The sequence below is a fragment of the Lysinibacillus sp. genome (assembly GCF_032093475.1).
In the GTDB taxonomy this organism is placed as follows: Bacteria; Bacillota; Bacilli; order Bacillales_A; family Planococcaceae; genus Lysinibacillus; species Lysinibacillus irui.
Genome location: NZ_DAMDAY010000041.1, coordinates 1 through 17,163 on the forward strand (window position 1 = coordinate 1; position 17,163 = coordinate 17,163).

Sequence of the window (17,163 nt, forward strand, 5' to 3'; positions counted from 1 at the left end):
AGCGCCGATGGTAGTTGGGGGCTTCCCCCTGTGAGAGTAGGACGTCGCTAGGCAAGAAAGCAGTCAGCTGTGAGCTGGCTGTTTTTTTATTTAAAAAATTAAAGAATAATTACATTTGTAATTATTCTTTGATGTTATTGTTTATTTATAAAATAATGAGTTCCTTTGGAGAGTGGGTAAGTACTTCCACACCGTCTTTCTTAATGATAACGTCATCCTCGATACGTACGCCGCCTATATTTGGTATATAAATACCTGGTTCAACTGTTAATACCATATTCTCTTCTAGAAAATCTTCACAGACCGTAGACATAAATATATTTTCATGGATATCTAATCCTATACCATGTCCTGCACCATGTCCATAATTATGACCATAACCTTTTGCTGTAATATAGTCACGAGTATAGCTATCTGCCTCTCGTCCTGTAATACCTGCTCTCATTTTGGAAAGGGCATGTTGGAGAGAGTCATAAACGATTTGGTATACTTCCTTTAAGTGGTCTGATGGCTCCCCAATTGCAATCGTTCTAGTCATATCCGAACGATAGCCTTGAAAATAAGCGCCAAAATCCATTATCAGCATATCACCTTGCTCAACTACTTTAGAGGACGCTACACCATGCGGTAATGCTGAACGATAACCTGAAGCGATAATCATGTCAAAGGCTGCCCCAGTGGCACCATTTTTTCGCATATGAGATTCTAATGCATGGGCAATATCAAGTTCAGAAATGCCTGGTTCAATGATAGTTAAAATATATTTAAATGCCTCATCCGAAATCCATGCTGCTTTTTTTATTATTTCAATTTCTTCGGGTGTTTTAATCTTTCGTAAATCTTCTACAATAGTAGACAATGGCTTCAATGTGGCTGTCAATTTATTATTCATTAATTGATAACTATGATATGTAACATGATGTTGCTCAAAACCTGCTGTTTTAATTGAATCCTGTTCAAAAATTTCCTGAATGGTTTCATATAAACGGTTGCGATCAATTTCTAGAACCTCAAAAGCTTTACATTGATCCTTTGCCTGTTGTGTATAGCGGAAGTCTACTAATAAGAGAGCGCGAGTGTTTGTTACGATAACTGTTCCTGCACTGCCTGTAAACCCTGTTAAATAACGGCGATTCTGAGCGTTTGTAATAATAATTGCGTCCGTATCTTGTCCTTGTAAAGATTGTCGTAATTCGTTTAATTTTGACATATAATTTTCCCCCTTTACGTTAACTATACTGCAAATTTTGCATCATGTTTAGAGTCTACAAAAAATAGATACGTAGATAATTTTTGAATAAAAAATATGAAATTATTTGTTGCATATCTAATTTTTTTATGATATATTTATAAATGTCTTAAAGAGGTCCCGTGGTGTAGCGGTTAACATGCCTGCCTGTCACGCAGGAGATCGCCGGTTCGATCCCGGTCGGGACCGCCATTTATAATTAAATATATAGCCCTTATGATTGTTAAAGTCATAAGGGCTTTTTTGTGTTCAATCGGATATTCATTCAGTTATACACCTCCAAAGTGAACTTTTTCAAATATGCTGGAAGCGTCAATGTTAAACTTCATGAGGACCTAGTTCATAGCGTATCAACATTGGGGCTTAAAGCTTTATAGTCGGCGAAGGACTCATGACGAACCTACCGTTATTTTATAAAAAATAACATCTAACGTCCTAAATAGCTCATCAAATTCTCTTAGAAAGACGTCTAATCGCTGTAAAAGCTTTTTATAAGCGTAATAAATAAAACTTATTGCATATATTTAATATTATCTAAAGATAGTAAAAATTACCGATAAATGATGGCGTTTCTATAAGGTAAAATTAGATATGTTTCTAAAATAAAAATTAGGGGTAAACATTAGAAGTAATCGGATTGGCTACGGAGGTGTTAATATGAGCAAAGACTATTCTTTTAAACGTCTTTATTTACCTTTGCTTATTGGTTCCATGATATTGATGGTAGGCTGTGGAGATCCTATTATAGAGATAGAAGAATCAAATGCGTATCACTGGCAAAAAAATATGAATGAAGCAGAATTTGAGAAATTAAAAAATGATATGTCATATATTGAAGTAGTAGAAACAGTAGGCGGCGCAGGTAAAAAGCTCAAAAATAATGAATATCGGTGGAATGATGAAATCCTGATGACACAGGCTTATTTATTGAAATTTAAGAATGATAAACTAATTGATAAAGAGATTATTGCTGTTAAAGGCCATTCCAATAGATAGATAGTTGACACGTCTTCACAATAGAAGGCGTGTTTTTTTAATTCAATGGTTACCCTTCTTACAAGCACAATATCAAAGCCAAGACACATTGCTTCTTTAGTTAGAACCATTTCAGCAAGATATAATTCATATTGGATGCTTTGAACATTTCCGCTAGTTTAGGTAAACTAGAGGTAATGTAGTGATGAGAGGAAAAAGAGTATGTATGAAATAATCATGAATTCAGTTGATGATACAGAACGCTTTGCCGTGAAGCTAGCAAATTTACTAGAAGCGCAAGACACCATAACATTAGAGGGGGATCTAGGCGCTGGTAAGACAACATTTACAAAAGCTTTAGCGAAGGGACTTGGAGTCAAAAGAACAGTCAACAGCCCAACTTTTACGATTGTTAAGCAGTATGAGGGAAGGTTACCCTTTAATCATTTAGATGTCTATCGGTTAGCAGAAAGTGATGAGGATCTTGGTTGGGATGAATTGTTTTATGGAGATGCGGTATCAGTGATCGAATGGGCACATTTAATTGAACAAGATTTGCCACAGGATCGCTTGGCGATAGAGATTTACCGAATCGGAGAAAATGAACGACGCTTTGTATTATTACCTCGTGGGGAACGCTATGAGGCACTATGTGAGGAGCTAATGAAATGATTTGGTTAGGAATAGAAACAGCGAATACACCGCTTTCTGTTGCAGTTGTGAAGGATGGCAAAGTGGTGGCCGAAATGATACAAAATATAAAATTAACCCATTCAGCAGGTGCGATGCCAGCTATTGAGGAGATACTAGCTCGAGTAGGTATTAAACCAAACGAATTGGATGCAATTGCCGTATCTGAAGGGCCAGGTTCTTATACAGGTGTCCGTATAGGAGTGACGCTAGCCAAAACCCTTGCATGGACATTGCAGAAGCCTTTAGTGGGGATATCTAGTTTAAAGGCATTAGCTGCAAATGCCGCCTTATATAATGGGTTGGTTTGCCCAATTTTTGACGCAAGAAGAGGCAATGTCTATACGGCCGTTTATCAAGGCCAAGCATTAGAGGCTATTGTCGAGGATTATCATACACATATCACTGATTTATTAGAGCGTTTGAAGGCATTAGAGGCACCTATTTTGTTTGTGGGAACAGATGTAGATATTTTTTGGGACAATATTGTAGAAGTTCTTGGTGATACAGCAGTACGTGCACCATTTAGTCTTGACTTGCCACGAGCGGCGGAAGTAATTCGTGTTGCGACTAAAATGGAACTTCCAAGTGTTGAAGCTACCCATCACTTTGTCCCACAATATAAACGTATTGCGGAAGCAGAGGCAAATTGGCTGAAAGAACAGAAGGAGAAGGAACATGAGTAGTACTGTAACTTATCGTAAAATGGTCTCTGATGATGTACCTGCAGTCTATGAAATTGAAGTGGCTTCTTTTCCTGTGCCATGGACACTAGATTCATTTTACTATGAGGTACATGAAAATCAGTATGCACACTATGTATTAGCCATCGATGCAGATGACACTATTATTGGTTTTTGTGGCATGTGGATGGTTATAGATGCAGCCCAAATTACAAATGTAGCTGTTATAGAAGCAGCACGTGGCCGAGGGATAGGCGAGGGGCTAATGCGTGAGGCGATGCAAATAGCTCGTTTACACGGAATGGAAGTTATGACTTTAGAGGTACGTGTGACAAATAGCATTGCGCAAAACCTTTATCGCAAGCTACAGTTCCAAGATGGTGGCATACGTAAAGGCTATTATACTGATAACGGGGAGGATGCCCTTGTCATGTGGGTGAATTTATAATGAAAAATGGATTGATATTAGCAATAGAATCGAGCTGTGATGAAACAGCAGCAGCAATCATTCGAAATGGACATGAAATCGTATCGAATGTGGTTGCTTCTCAAATAGAAAGTCATAAGCGATTTGGTGGCGTTGTACCTGAAATTGCCTCACGTCATCATGTCGAACAAATTACAATGGTGATAGAAGAGGCATTAGCACAAGCTAAGTTAAAGCCAGAAGATTTAGATGCAGTTGCTGTTACAGAGGGTCCTGGTCTAGTAGGGGCCTTGTTGATTGGCATTAATGCGGCTAAGGCTTTTGCTTTTGCAAACAACTTGCCGATTGTTGGTGTACATCATATTGCGGGTCATATTTATGCAAATGCACTCGTTCAGCCAATGGAATTTCCCTTATTAGCACTTGTCGTATCAGGTGGTCATACAGAGCTTGTCTATATGAAGGAACATGGTTCTTTCGAGGTCATTGGTGAAACGCGAGATGATGCAGCTGGAGAAGCCTATGATAAAGTGGCACGTGTATTAAATTTACCTTACCCAGGTGGCCCACGTATTGATCAGCTTGCTCATGAGGGCGAAGAGGCTGTTCCATTTCCAAGGGTATGGCTAGAAGAGGATTCTTACGATTTTAGTTTTAGTGGCTTAAAATCAGCCGTCATTAATTATAAACATAATATGGATCAAAGAGGTGAAGACATTTCACCTGCAGCTGTTGCAAAAGGCTTCCAGGAAAGTGTTGTAGAAGTATTAACTGCTAAAACGTTGCGAGCTGCTCGACAATATCGAGTGAAACAGGTCATTGCAGCAGGCGGTGTAGCCGCGAATAAAGGCTTGCGTGCTTCATTAGAGGCTGTATTTTCAAAGGAAGGTATTCCGTTTTTTGTACCACCACTTAAATTGTGTACGGATAATGCGGCGATGATCGGTGCTGCAGCTATGCCAATGTTGGAAGCGGGCGTTAGAGGAAATTTAACGATGAATGGACGTCCAGGAATGGAGTTAAAATCCTGGGTGTAGAGATGAAAGAGGTATCTATTTTTTAGATATCTCTTTTTGATTGTCGAAAATATGTAGATAATATAAGAATGATGCTAAGAGAATATGTACTATTTAAGTTTAATTGACAAATTTTTCAGAAAATTATCCACAGGTAAAGTACTGAACTAAATAGCGAACACGCGTACTTATGCACAAAATGTTGATAACTTGTGCATAACTTGTGATTATTCAATATATAGTAGCTCTTTTTACGTGAATATATGTGGATAAAATAAATTTTGGTTGTGGACAATGTGGAAAACTCTGTTGATATGTTGGTATTACTAGATTTTTAGTGTGTATAAAACTGTGGGCATTTTTTGTCGAAAAATAGCACTTGACCAATATATATGAAAAATAAAGAGGAGTAAAGAAAAAAGCCATATGTGAAGGCATATGGCTTAAATCAAATTACATATTAATATTTTCTAATTCCTCATTCAACTCAAGCCATTCTAATTCCAATAGCTCATGCTGTTCTTTAGCAGTGGCTAATTCATTTTGTAGCTGTGAAATTTTTTCATGGTCAGTGAAAATAGCAGGGTTGCAAAGGGCTTCCTCTAGATTTTCAACAATAGCTGTTGTTTCTTGCATTTTACCTTCTAAATCTTCGATAGAACGTTTAATTTGACGTTCACGTTTTTTTGCTTCTTTATCAATTTTAGAGGTGGAAGTTTTATCAGGAAGGTCTTGCTGTACTTGTGGTTGAGAAGCTGCCTTCATTTGAGCTAGCTCCAATAGTTCCTGTTTTTTCTCCACATAATAATCATAGTCACCTAAATATTCAAATGACCCAGTTCCAGATAACTCAACAACTTTTGTCGCAATCCGATTAATGAAGTAGCGGTCATGTGAGACAAATAGAAGCGTGCCAGGATAATCGATTAACGCATTTTCCAGCACTTCTTTACTATCTAAGTCTAGGTGGTTTGTAGGCTCATCCAAGATTAAAAAATTTGCCTTTTGCAACATTAATTTAGCGAGAGCAAGTCGTGCTTTTTCTCCACCAGATAAAGAGGATACGACTTTGTCTACATCTTCTCCACTAAAAAGGAAACGCCCCAATACGGTGCGAACATCTTTTTCATTCATGAGCGGCCATTCATCCCATAGCTCTTTCAAGACACTTTTATTGCTTGAGAGCTTGGCTTGCTCTTGATCATAATAACCAATTTGTACATTTGTACCATAGCGAATATCGCCTGAAATAGGTGGTAAGTCTTTCACAATTGTTTTTAATAATGTCGATTTACCAACCCCGTTAGGACCTACAAGCGCTATCCGGTCTTCGCGAAAAGTTCGGAGGTTGATGCCATTAGAAATAGGAAGATTATAGCCGATTGTTAAATCATCAACTGATAAAACATCATTACCACTTTGTCTTTCAATAGTAAAACCGAAACTAGCAGATTTTTCATCACCGTCTGGTGAATCCATCCACTCAGTTCGTTCAAGCATTTTACGTCGACTCTGTGCCATTTTTGTTGTGGAGGCACGAGCAATATTCTTTTGAATAAAATCCTCTAGCTTGGCCTTTTCGTCTTGCTGACGTTCATAGAGCTTAACATCTCGTTCGTAGTTTTTAGCTTTTTCATCTAAATAAGCACTATAATTACCTGTGTATTTAGTGACACGATGGCGGGATACTTCATAGACAATAGAAACAACTTGGTCTAAGAAATAGCGGTCATGGGAAACAATTAAAATAGCGCCTTCATAGCTCTTTAAGTAGGATTCCAACCATGATAATGTTTCGATATCTAAATGGTTTGTAGGCTCATCGAGAATTAACAGATCAGGTTTACTAAGCAAGAGCTTAGCAAGTGCTAAACGTGTGCGCTGTCCGCCGGATAGTGAGCTAATTGGTTTATCATAGTCTTCTGGATAGAACTGCATTCCATGAAGTACTGAGCGAATGTCTGACTCATATTGATAACCACCAGCATCCTTAAAATTATGTTGTAATTGATCGTATTCAGACATAACTTTCGCATAGACAGTTGGATTTTCGTATACTGCAGGATCAGCCATTCGCTGTTCGAGCGAGCGTAGTGTTTGCTCTTGGGCTAAAAGTGATTCGAAAATTGTCATCATTTCATCCCAAATAGTTAGTGTAGAATTTAATCCAGCATGCTGCTCTAAATAACCAATCTGAATATCCTTTGGAATAATGATATCGCCTGAATCATAGGACATTTGACCAGCGATTATTTTTAATAATGTCGATTTACCTGCACCGTTTCGCCCTACTAAGGCAACGCGATCACGGTGTTGAACTTCTAATTTAACGCCACTTAAAATTTCATCTGCAAGAAAGGATTTTGTTAGTTGATTGACCTGTAAAACAATCATTCTTGACACCTCAATTCTACCTTAGTTTAATGGATGAACGATCTACGTGCAATGTCGGTGCTTTACTTATTCCTAGCAGTCATGTAAGATTGAAACGATTTCTTTTTAGTTAGCTGCGTAAAAGCGCCGTTAACTAAAGAGAAATACTAGAGGGTAAGCAAAAATTTAGTATATAGTTCAGGATGAATGTATTAAAATTATTAGTTATATAAAGTAAAATGGACTGAGGTACATTGTAAGGAGGAAAAAGTTTGAAACAAGAATTAAAAATTCCACAAGCCACTACAAAAAGACTTCCTCTGTACTATCGATTTATTCAAAACTTTGCACAAGAAGGTATGGAACGTATATCGTCAAAGGAACTGAGTGAAGCGATGAAAATAGATTCTGCAACCATTCGCCGTGATTTTTCTTACTTTGGTGCTCTAGGGAAGAAAGGCTATGGCTACGATGTGCAGCATCTATTACAATTTTTTAGCCAGACGCTTGATCAGCATGAAACAACAAAAGTAGCGTTAATTGGCGTGGGGAATTTGGGCAGTGCATTATTAAAATATAATTTTCAAAAAAACCATAATACCCATATTGTCGTAGCTTTTGATTCAAAAGCGCCTAAGGATGGCAAAATGATTAGCAATATTCCTGTTTTTCATCCAGATTTATTGGAGGAGAAATATGCGGAGTATGGCGCAGAGCTTGCCATTTTAACCGTTTCGCCACGCTCTGCACAAAAAATGGCAGATCGCTTAGCGGCAATGGATGCAAAGGGCATTTTGAACTTTACACCAGAGCGGTTAACAGTACCTGATAGAATGCAACTCTTAACTATTGATTTATCGGTAGAATTGCAAGCGCTTATTTATTTAATTCGTAATCAGGAAGAGTGAAAATTATACATATTTTTTAAGTGTAGTTCACCGTTTCTGTCAAATAGAAATTGTAAATAAAAGGCGGTAAAAACTGTGAGAGTGACGAAAAACTTTCACATATAATTAGTTAGCAAAATGGCGAATTATGCGTTAAAATGATGGATATAAAGAGGAGGTGGCTGTAATGGGTGGTATTGGTCCTATGAGCCTCATTATTATCGGAGTTGTCGCGTTACTAATTTTTGGTCCTAAAAAGTTACCAGAGCTTGGTAAGGCATTTGGTTCAACACTACGTGAATTCAAAAATGCTACTAAAGGTTTAGCAGACGAAGATGATGATGATAAGAAAAAGAAAGAACTAGATAAGTAAGTTAGGATGTTTGAGGAATGAATCCAAAAGATCTAACTGTTATTGAGCATATAGAAGAATTAAGAAAACGGCTGTTCATTGTTGCCGTTTTCTTTGTTCTAGCTATGGCTGGCGGTTTTTTCGTCGCAAAGCCGCTTGTAAAATACCTTCAAGCTACTGGAGCAAAATATAATATAGAGCTCCATGCATTTGACGTAGTAACACCGCTTGCAATTTATATCCAAATTGTATTTTTAATAGCATTTATTCTTTCATCGCCTGTGTTAATGTATCAATTATGGTCGTTTATTAGCCCTGGACTAAGGGAGGTAGAACGAAGAGCAACCTTAAGCTATATACCGTATTCATTTTTATTGTTTATCGCAGGGTTATCCTTTTCATACTTTTTGCTATTCCCGTATGTCATAAAATTCATGATGAATTTATCAAATGATTTAGACATACAGCAAACCATTGGTATACATGAGTATTTTACATTTTTGTTTAAGCTCACAATACCGTTTGGTTTCCTTTTCCAGTTACCAATTGTTGTATTATTCTTTTCTCGAATTGGGCTTTTAAATCCTGACTTGTTAATACGTATCCGTAAATATTCATACTTTGCTTTATTCGTCTGTGCTGCTATCATTGCACCGCCTGAGCTGGCGTCACATTTAATGGTTTCGGTACCTTTGTTTATTTTGTATGAAATTAGTATTATGATTTCTCGGATTGGTTATAAAAAATACCTTAAATCTGAGGAGATCCGATTAAAAGAAGAGCAGGAAGCTGAACAAAAGCGTCAGATTGAAGAGGCACTTGAACAGCAAAGAAGACAAATAGAAGAATTCAATCAACAGTAATAAATAAAGCTCGATGCCAAAATATAGGCATCGAGCTTTTTTTTGTTACAATTCCTTTTTTCAATAAATTTACATAGCTTTACAAAAAATTATTGCATTTTTTCTAGTTCTTGAAGAAACTTTTGCAATGGTTCTGCATAGAATTGTACAAGTGTTACAAAACCATTGAGCATGACGTGTGCAATAATAGAAGTCCAAATACGTTTTGTTTTGTGATACAAAAAGGCAAAGATTAAACCACAAATAGTATAAAGCAAGATATGAGAGAAGTCGAAATGGATAATCGCAAAGAATATAGCACTTACGATTGCGGCCACCCAGAAATTTGTTGTTTGGACAAGCGAACCGAATATAACTCTTCGGAAAACAAACTCTTCTAATATGGGCCCAAATACTACAATTGCTAATATAGCAATAGGAGCTCCTTTTGCTATAGCAACGATATCTGCGGTATTTTGGGAGCCTCCTTCGATACCAAAAACAGCCATTTCAATGGCGGCACCAATCATTTGACCAAAGAACACCAGGAAGAAGCCGATGATCCCCCAAACAATCGTGAGAGGTATCGTTTCCTTTTTTCCTTGATAAATGTTCCAAAAGGCTTTATCACGAGATGTAAGGATTAAGCTCAAAATGAGTGCAACAGCAAAACTAAGGGCAATATACCAGCCTTGCGTAATGGGGGCCGCTTGTTCAGAAGCTAGACCAGTTATCTTCATAACGAGCTTATGGAACGGTAAGAGCAGCCATCTGCTTGAAATCTGCATAAGAATATAAATCAGCAAAACATACAGCGCTGTTTTTTTATGTTTCGTTATTTTTTGAGAATTAGTCACAATCAAAATCCTTTCCATTTATATGCTTCCTTTCTATTGTAGAGGAATATGGAAAGAAAACAAAATTTTTCGAAGTTCTGACTTGCAAAAAAAAGAGCGATTGATTATCATAATAATTGTGTTAGCACTCATTGAGATAGAGTGCTAATAAATTTAAACAATTATTTATTATTAGGAGGTTGTTTCACTTGTTAAGACCACTAGGAGATCGTATTGTAATTGAACTAATCGAGGTAGAAGAAAAATCTGCATTCGGTATTGTACTACCTGACTCTGCAAAAGAAAAACCACAAGAGGGTAAAGTAGTAGCAGTTGGGACAGGTCGTGTATTAGAGAACGGACAACGTGTAGAGCTTGACGTTAAAGTTGACGACCACATTATTTTCTCTAAGTACTCTGGTACAGAAGTTAAATTTGAAGGTAATGAATACCTAATTTTACGCGAAAGCGATATCCTTGCAATTATTGAATAAGAACATGTAAAGCACCTTAAGTAAGGTGATTGCCTATTGTTTCTTAACATAAGTGACAATAAGGTGAAATTGATATAAATATATTGAAGAAGCTTAACGAATATTCCATTTCAGGAGGGTAAATTCACATGGCAAAAGATATTAAATTCTCAGAAGACGCTCGTTCATTAATGTTACAAGGTGTAGATAAATTAGCGAATGCAGTGAAAGTAACATTAGGACCAAAAGGACGTAATGTTGTATTAGAAAAAAAATTCGGTTCACCACTAATTACAAATGATGGTGTTACAATTGCAAAAGAAATCGAGCTAGAAAACCCATATGAAAACATGGGAGCAAAATTAGTAGCAGAAGTTGCTTCTAAAACAAACGAAATTGCGGGTGATGGTACAACTACAGCAACAGTATTAGCACAAGCAATTATTCGTGAAGGCTTGAAAAATGTAACAGCTGGTGCAAATCCTGTAGGTATCCGTAAAGGTATTGATAAAGCAGTTGCTGCTGCACTTACAGAATTACACGCGATTTCTCGTCCTGTAAGCAATAAAGAAGAAATTGCACAAGTCGCTGCTATTTCGGCTGCTGATGATGAAGTTGGACAACTTATTGCTGAAGCAATGGAGCGAGTTGGTAACGATGGTGTTATTACAATCGAGGAGTCTAAAGGCTTCACAACAGAATTAGATGTAGTAGAAGGTATGCAATTTGACCGTGGCTATGCTTCACACTATATGGTAACAGACACAGATAAAATGGAAGCGGTTCTTGATAACCCATACATTTTAATTACTGATAAAAAAATCACAAACATCCAAGAAGTATTACCATTATTAGAACAAGTGGTACAACAAGGTCGTCCACTGTTAATTATTGCTGAAGATGTTGAAGGTGAAGCTCTTGCAACACTTGTAGTGAACAAGCTTCGTGGTACATTTAATGCTGTAGCAGTAAAAGCACCTGGCTTCGGTGATCGTCGTAAAGCAATGCTAGAAGATATCGCTATCTTAACTGGTGGGCAAGTGATTACAGAAGAATTAGGCTTAGACCTAAAATCAGCTGATATTTCTTCACTTGGTCGTGCAGCAAAAGTTGTTGTGACAAAAGATAACACAACAATTGTTGAAGGTGTAGGCGGTGCAGACGCAATTGAAGCACGTATTACTCAAATCCGTGCACAACTTGCTGAAACAACTTCAGAATTCGATAAAGAAAAATTACAAGAACGTCTTGCAAAATTAGCAGGTGGTGTAGCAGTCATTAAAGTTGGTGCTGCAACTGAAACAGAGCTAAAAGAACGTAAACTTCGTATTGAAGATGCGCTTAACTCTACTCGTGCTGCTGTTGAAGAAGGTATCGTATCAGGTGGTGGTACAGCTCTTCTTAACGTCTATGGTGCTGTGGAAAAAGCAGCTGAAGCTGTAGAAGGCGATGTAGCTACAGGTGTGAAAATTGTTCTACGTGCTTTAGAAGAACCAGTTCGCCAAATTGCTAATAACGCTGGTCTAGAGGGCTCTATCATCGTGGATCGCCTAAAACGTGAAGAAGTGGGCATTGGTTTCAATGCAGCTACTGGCGAATGGGTAAACATGGTAGAGGCAGGCGTAGTAGACCCAGCGAAAGTAACTCGCTCAGCGCTACAAAACGCAGCATCTGTTGCAGCATTATTCTTAACAACAGAAGCAGTTGTTGCTGATATCCCTGAAGCAGCACCAGCAATGCCAGATATGAGCGGTATGGGCGGTATGCCTGGAATGATGTAATCCTTTTGTGATAAGGGTTTATACGACTTTTGAAAGTAGACAATTACGAGCAATAGATAGTCTTGAAATACACATTTCAACACTTCTTTTTATGAATAGTATTACTCACAATTAATATGCAAAATAAATACCACTTCTCATCATTTCTGGACATTTGATGAGAGGTGGTTTTTTTACGTTTTTAAAGTTTGTGAACGATGACTTTATTGTAGACAGATGGTTTAAGAATATAAAGGAAGTGAACATTTAAAACTACAAGCAATAGCTTCTTCCTCATTAAAAGAAGCTATTAACAAGAAAATTCATCTTTTATTGGAACTTTATAAATAAAAAAAGCTGCTAAGTACTAGCCTTCTCTTTATTGAAGTAATTGTAAAACGACTTCAGGTTGTTTATTTGATTGTGCTAACATTATTTGAGCAGCTTGTATTAGTATATTATCTTTTGTAAAATTCATCATTTCTTTCGCCATATCAGTGTCACGGATACGGGATTCAGCAGCTTGAAAATTCTCAGATGTATTAACTACAAAATTATAGGCATTCTCTAGTCGATTTTGTATCGCACCATATGTAGATCTGTAATTCGTGACTTTTTCTAAACCTTTGTCTAATTTAGATAGGGAGTCATCAGGAGTATTTGGTGGAAGAAGTCCTATGTTATTTATCCCCAATTCGTCAGGCCTTACATTAAATAATGGAATAGAGCTATGCTGATTTTCATTAGCTCCCATTTGTATGACTAGTTTTCGAGGTATATAGTCAATATCCTTAATAGTAGTTGTAACTGTTTTAACGACAGAATCAATTGTACTCGTTTCTTTATCTGTAAGTAAATATACGTCCTTTTTAAAATTAAAGCTATTTAACTCGATGCCAAATTCTAGAGTATCCCCGTTATCAAAATCATTACTTCCCCAAGAAGGTATTATGGGATTTAACGATGTTAACAATGTATCTCCTGTTGTTAATGAATTAGGTTTTACATAACTTCCGCCGCTTAGAAATGAAAAATTATAATCAACTAAACCATTTGATAATTCAAAAACCGTTCCTGAGTCAGGTATTTCAGTATTTGAAGCTGTTTGTCCAATTGGAACTCCTGAATTTGAAGAAATGGAATAAAATGACTGGAATTTAGAGGAGTAATTTGTACTAACATTTATTTGTGAATCATTATTCCCCGAATTATTTTTAACTTTAAATTCTGCTTTAAAAGATACGCCATCTGTTGATATAAGCTTTTCAACTTCAATGCCATCCTTACTATAAACTGCAGAAATTGAGTTTCCATTAATACTAGAACTTATTAAGGTAAAATCCTTTAGTGTTTGCTGAACGCCATTAATTTCGATGTAAATAGTACGGTCATCAATCATCCCGAAATCTGGATACTCTCCATTTAGTATTCCAGTAGGAGTTAGATTTGTTCCGAAAGATACACTGTCTATCTTGCCATTCTTGGTGATATCAAGCTCTGTAAATCTAGGGTCATGAAAAAGTGTCCTACCAGTAGTTTTATCATATATCGTAGTTGTTTTTGTATGAATATGTTCATTTTTTTCATAATCATTAAATCCTTGACTTCCATCTGGAAGTGTAATAATCGACATGCTAGTATCATTATTAGTGTGATCATCAATTGTAGTAATCGTATTAGATTGAACTGATATAGGTATTTCAGTAGTACCTTTTGGCAGAAAGTAAGTATAAGTCTCGTTATTGATAACTTTGTAAGGAAATGGACCTGTTGTAGTTACATTGACTGTTTGTCCAGAACGGTCTGCTAATACTTGATAATCAGTTCGTGCCAATAAATTAATTGTATTAAATTCGGTTTGATTGGCGATTCTATTAAGTTCTTCAGTAAGTTGGTTTATTTCATTTTCAATTATTTGTTTATCCTTATCTGTATTTGTCTCGTTAGTACCTTGAACTATTAGTTCCCTTTGTCTTTGTATAATTTCTGTTATTTCTTGAAGTCCACCATCCGCTGTTTGAACTACCGAAATACCATCTTGTATATTCTTTGCTGCCATATCGAGTCCACGGATTTGACCTCTCATTTTTTCCGAAATTGCTAAACCAGCAGCATCATCACCAGCACGGTTAATTTTGTAGCCTGATGATAATTTTTCTAAACTTTTGGTAGCTTTGTCTTTATTAATTTTAAGTTTGTTGTTAGTATTCAGTGCCGGACTATTATGTTTAATTCTCATAAATATAACCCATCCTTTAAATTGTGATTATATTATAATTGTTAATAATTATAGATATATTTTACATTTTATTTAACTTTTTGACTATAAGGAACATTATTAATATAGGTTTACCTACAGACCATTATATTCAATTGTTTGACAATGAAATTGAATTTGTAAGTAGTAAATAATTATGGAAAGAATAATAGGCTTAAAAGCTTGATAGATTTGCAAAAGCTATTTGCCTAACTCTACAAAGCGTAGTATCTGTATATGCGCTATTCTTAACAACAGAAATAGCACCAGAAATGAAAGTATTGATGTAATCTATCTCATAGAGCGACTTGATTAACTAAAATATAAAAAACCAGTTCTCAGTATAAAAATTGAGAGCTGGTTTTTGTACTTTTAAAGCAAAATCTAATAAAATAATTTTCCTGTTGTTTTTCAATAGATTATCACTTACAATACATATTGATAATGATAATCGTTATCAATAATGATTAATTTTATAGGTAGAGGTGAAATTTTGGATAAACAGGAAGCTAACAGAATAGGGATGGGTACTATTTATTATGTTATTATTTTACTTTTAATCGGCTCCATTATAGTCTCTGCAGTTTATTCTGTATCAATAGGACAGGTTAGTATTCCTTTTAAGCAATCAATGGATATTTTGCTTCATGCTATAACCAATGGAAGGCTAGGCTCGCTTGACAATGTGGATAGTGAATCCTACTTGAATATTATTTTACAAGTCAGAATGCCACGAGTAATTTTTGCCTTATTGATTGGGATTGGACTTGCATTATGTGGGACTGTTATGCAGGCAGTTGTGCAAAATCCTCTGGCTGATCCATACATACTTGGTATTTCTTCAGGCGCCTCGCTGGGAGCAACTTTTGCCATTTTGGTTGGATTTGGTAGTAGTGCATTGTTAGCGCAGTTTGGTGTGGCCTTTGGTGCGTTTGCTGGGGCGATGATAACTTCTATGGCTGTGCTTATCTTATCTAGCATAGGGGGTAAAGCCACATCTGTAAAACTCGTTTTATCAGGTGTTGTCATCGGTGCCTTATGTAGTTCATTTTCGAGTCTTATCATCTTTTTTGCGAATAATGCTGAGGGCATTAAAACAGTTACATTTTGGTCGATGGGGAGTTTAGCTTCTGCCAGTTGGGACAAAACACCGATTTTAACCATTGTGATTGTACTCGGGGCTACCTTATTTTTGTTCCAGCATCGAGTGCTTAATACGATGCTACTTGGGGATGAATCAGCTATTACATTAGGTATCAATTTAAGTGTTTATCGTAAATTATATATGATTCTAACTTCTTTAATTACAGGAACAATGGTCGCTTATGCAGGTATGATTGGCTTCGTCGGCTTAATTATTCCCCATATTACGAGAGGTATTTTCGGAGCAGATCATAAACGATTAATGTTAGGGACATTACTCTTAGGAGGCCTTTTCATGATTTGGGCAGATATTCTGTCTCGTACATTAATCCAAAATGTTGAATTACCGATTGGCATCATTACTTCTGTCATTGGGTCACCATTATTTATCTATATGATTGTAAAAAAAGGTTACAACTTCGGAGGGTAGAGCAATGGAATTAGTAGCAAAAGAAATAGAAGTAAAGATTGGCAAAAAGGAAATTGTAAAAAACATATCGATTCACGTGAATAAGCAGCAATTTGTGGGTTTAATCGGACCAAATGGATGTGGAAAGTCAACTTTATTAAAAAGTATTTATAAAAGCCTTGTGCCACAAAAAGGAATGGTCTTTTTAGATGATTTAGATGTTTTGAAAAGTCCCGAAAAAAAGATATCACAGCACTTGGGTGTTGTTGGGCAATTCAATGAAATGCATTTTGATTTAACGGTACAGCAAATGGTGATGTTAGGCAGAACACCTCATAAAAAAATGCTAGAGTCAGATAATCAAAAGGATTTTGACATTGTGGAAGAGGCATTAACACGCACGAATTTACAAGCATATAAGGGACGTAGTTTTCTTTCATTATCTGGAGGTGAAAAACAACGTGTTATTTTAGCCAGAACAATTGCTCAGCAGCCTCAATTTATGATTTTAGATGAACCGACAAACCATTTAGATATTCGCTATCAAATTGAAATACTATCCTGCGTGAAAAGTTTAAACATTGGTGTATTAGCGGCGCTCCATGATTTAGAGATGGCAGCACATTACTGTGATTATCTTTATGCAGTTAAAGATGGCGAAGTTTATGCACATGGCGTACCAGAGGATGTTTTAACACCAGAAACAATAGAAGCTTTATATCATATAAAGTGTAAAACGTTTACGAATCCAGTGACGAATGGATTAGGTTTTGCTTATGGACTATAGGAGG

General features: G+C 36.5%; 16 protein-coding genes and 1 tRNA gene. 13 read left to right on the plus strand and 4 right to left on the minus strand.

What is annotated here, in order from left to right:
* Window positions 1-145 precede the first annotated feature (145 nt).
* A complete protein-coding gene (locus RT445_RS10695; RefSeq protein ID WP_312507127.1) occupies window positions 146-1,210 on the minus strand; it encodes a M24 family metallopeptidase in 1,065 nt (354 codons plus the stop codon).
* A gap of 155 nt (window positions 1,211-1,365) precedes the next feature.
* On the opposite strand from RT445_RS10695, the gene RT445_RS10700 reads away from it, so the two are divergent.
* From RT445_RS10700 to tsaD, 6 genes are all read left to right on the plus strand, one after another.
* A tRNA-Asp gene (locus tag RT445_RS10700) sits at window positions 1,366-1,441 on the plus strand.
* Between the two features lie 465 nt (window positions 1,442-1,906).
* Window positions 1,907-2,245, plus strand: a complete 339-nt coding sequence (locus RT445_RS10705) for a hypothetical protein (protein ID WP_312507128.1) — start codon at window positions 1,907-1,909, stop codon at window positions 2,243-2,245.
* 201 nt (window positions 2,246-2,446) lie between these two features.
* Window positions 2,447-2,896 carry a tRNA (adenosine(37)-N6)-threonylcarbamoyltransferase complex ATPase subunit type 1 TsaE gene (tsaE, locus tag RT445_RS10710; RefSeq protein ID WP_274794671.1) on the plus strand — a complete coding sequence of 150 codons (450 nt, stop codon included), beginning with the start codon at window positions 2,447-2,449 and terminating at the stop codon, window positions 2,894-2,896.
* Window positions 2,893-3,600, plus strand: a complete 708-nt coding sequence (tsaB, locus tag RT445_RS10715; protein WP_274794670.1) for a tRNA (adenosine(37)-N6)-threonylcarbamoyltransferase complex dimerization subunit type 1 TsaB — start codon at window positions 2,893-2,895, stop codon at window positions 3,598-3,600. The genes tsaE and tsaB overlap by 4 nt, the downstream gene beginning before the upstream one ends.
* Complete coding sequence (gene rimI, locus RT445_RS10720; RefSeq protein WP_274794669.1) at window positions 3,593-4,045, plus strand: ribosomal protein S18-alanine N-acetyltransferase; 453 nt, start codon at window positions 3,593-3,595, stop codon at window positions 4,043-4,045. Before tsaB ends, rimI begins: the two co-directional genes overlap by 8 nt.
* A complete protein-coding gene (tsaD, locus tag RT445_RS10725; protein WP_274794668.1) occupies window positions 4,045-5,061 on the plus strand; it encodes a tRNA (adenosine(37)-N6)-threonylcarbamoyltransferase complex transferase subunit TsaD in 1,017 nt (338 codons plus the stop codon). The genes rimI and tsaD overlap by 1 nt, the downstream gene beginning before the upstream one ends.
* 432 nt (window positions 5,062-5,493) lie before the next feature.
* On the opposite strand, the gene RT445_RS10730 is transcribed toward tsaD, so the two are convergent.
* The gene (locus RT445_RS10730) at window positions 5,494-7,434 is read right to left on the minus strand and encodes an ABC transporter ATP-binding protein (RefSeq protein ID WP_274794667.1); all 1,941 of its coding nucleotides are present in this window, start codon (window positions 7,432-7,434) and stop codon (window positions 5,494-5,496) included.
* Window positions 7,435-7,685: 251 nt separating this feature from the next.
* Here RT445_RS10730 and RT445_RS10735 point away from each other — a divergent pair, with 251 nt between their 5' ends.
* The 3 genes from RT445_RS10735 (at window position 7,686) to tatC (ending at window position 9,515) form a co-directional block, all read left to right on the plus strand.
* Window positions 7,686-8,321, plus strand: coding sequence for a redox-sensing transcriptional repressor Rex (locus RT445_RS10735; protein WP_274794666.1), 636 nt, complete (start codon window positions 7,686-7,688; stop codon window positions 8,319-8,321).
* A 166-nt stretch (window positions 8,322-8,487) separates the two neighbouring features.
* Complete coding sequence (locus tag RT445_RS10740; protein ID WP_008176991.1) at window positions 8,488-8,673, plus strand: twin-arginine translocase TatA/TatE family subunit; 186 nt, start codon at window positions 8,488-8,490, stop codon at window positions 8,671-8,673.
* Between the two features lie 17 nt (window positions 8,674-8,690).
* Window positions 8,691-9,515: a twin-arginine translocase subunit TatC gene (gene tatC, locus RT445_RS10745; RefSeq protein ID WP_274794665.1), complete on the plus strand. Its 825-nt coding sequence runs from the start codon at window positions 8,691-8,693 to the stop codon at window positions 9,513-9,515.
* Window positions 9,516-9,604: 89 nt separating this feature from the next.
* Here the strand turns inward: tatC and RT445_RS10750 are convergent, their stop codons facing one another.
* Entirely contained in the window at window positions 9,605-10,369 is a 765-nt protein-coding gene (locus tag RT445_RS10750; protein ID WP_312507129.1) for a CPBP family intramembrane glutamic endopeptidase, read from the minus strand.
* A 170-nt stretch (window positions 10,370-10,539) separates the two neighbouring features.
* Between RT445_RS10750 and groES the strand changes: the two genes are divergently transcribed.
* Together groES and groL are read left to right on the plus strand one after the other, a co-directional pair.
* Window positions 10,540-10,824, plus strand: a complete 285-nt coding sequence (gene groES / locus RT445_RS10755; RefSeq protein WP_054612084.1) for a co-chaperone GroES — start codon at window positions 10,540-10,542, stop codon at window positions 10,822-10,824.
* 128 nt (window positions 10,825-10,952) lie between these two features.
* Window positions 10,953-12,584 (plus strand): chaperonin GroEL, encoded by a 1,632-nt coding sequence (gene groL / locus RT445_RS10760; RefSeq protein WP_274794662.1) that lies wholly within the window; start codon window positions 10,953-10,955, stop codon window positions 12,582-12,584.
* A 358-nt stretch (window positions 12,585-12,942) separates the two neighbouring features.
* Here the strand turns inward: groL and RT445_RS10765 are convergent, their stop codons facing one another.
* Window positions 12,943-14,802, minus strand: coding sequence for a flagellin N-terminal helical domain-containing protein (locus RT445_RS10765; RefSeq protein ID WP_312507130.1), 1,860 nt, complete (start codon window positions 14,800-14,802; stop codon window positions 12,943-12,945).
* Window positions 14,803-15,343: 541 nt separating this feature from the next.
* On the opposite strand from RT445_RS10765, the gene RT445_RS10770 reads away from it, so the two are divergent.
* Window positions 15,344-16,393, plus strand: coding sequence for a FecCD family ABC transporter permease (locus tag RT445_RS10770; protein WP_396631771.1), 1,050 nt, complete (start codon window positions 15,344-15,346; stop codon window positions 16,391-16,393).
* Window positions 16,394-16,397: 4 nt separating this feature from the next.
* Window positions 16,398-17,159: an ABC transporter ATP-binding protein gene (locus tag RT445_RS10775; protein ID WP_312507132.1), complete on the plus strand. Its 762-nt coding sequence runs from the start codon at window positions 16,398-16,400 to the stop codon at window positions 17,157-17,159.
* Window positions 17,160-17,163 lie beyond the last annotated feature (4 nt).

Bases quoted from the DNA above. Each gene is read 5' to 3' on its own strand.
- RT445_RS10775 (WP_312507132.1), top strand. From the start codon at position 16,398: ATGGAATTAGTAGCAAAAGAAATAGAAGTAAAGATTGGCAAAAAGGAA.
- tsaB (WP_274794670.1), top strand. From the start codon at position 2,893: ATGATTTGGTTAGGAATAGAAACAGCGAATACACCGCTTTCTGTTGCA.
- RT445_RS10750 (WP_312507129.1), bottom strand. From the start codon at position 10,369: ATGGAAAGGATTTTGATTGTGACTAATTCTCAAAAAATAACGAAACAT.
- tsaD (WP_274794668.1), top strand. From the start codon at position 4,045: ATGAAAAATGGATTGATATTAGCAATAGAATCGAGCTGTGATGAAACA.
- RT445_RS10740 (WP_008176991.1), top strand. From the start codon at position 8,488: ATGGGTGGTATTGGTCCTATGAGCCTCATTATTATCGGAGTTGTCGCG.
- tatC (WP_274794665.1), top strand. From the start codon at position 8,691: ATGAATCCAAAAGATCTAACTGTTATTGAGCATATAGAAGAATTAAGA.
- rimI (WP_274794669.1), top strand. From the start codon at position 3,593: ATGAGTAGTACTGTAACTTATCGTAAAATGGTCTCTGATGATGTACCT.
- RT445_RS10770 (WP_396631771.1), top strand. From the start codon at position 15,344: ATGGGTACTATTTATTATGTTATTATTTTACTTTTAATCGGCTCCATT.
- RT445_RS10765 (WP_312507130.1), bottom strand. From the start codon at position 14,802: ATGAGAATTAAACATAATAGTCCGGCACTGAATACTAACAACAAACTT.
- groL (WP_274794662.1), top strand. From the start codon at position 10,953: ATGGCAAAAGATATTAAATTCTCAGAAGACGCTCGTTCATTAATGTTA.
- RT445_RS10730 (WP_274794667.1), bottom strand. From the start codon at position 7,434: ATGATTGTTTTACAGGTCAATCAACTAACAAAATCCTTTCTTGCAGAT.
- RT445_RS10705 (WP_312507128.1), top strand. From the start codon at position 1,907: ATGAGCAAAGACTATTCTTTTAAACGTCTTTATTTACCTTTGCTTATT.
- RT445_RS10695 (WP_312507127.1), bottom strand. From the start codon at position 1,210: ATGTCAAAATTAAACGAATTACGACAATCTTTACAAGGACAAGATACG.
- tsaE (WP_274794671.1), top strand. From the start codon at position 2,447: ATGTATGAAATAATCATGAATTCAGTTGATGATACAGAACGCTTTGCC.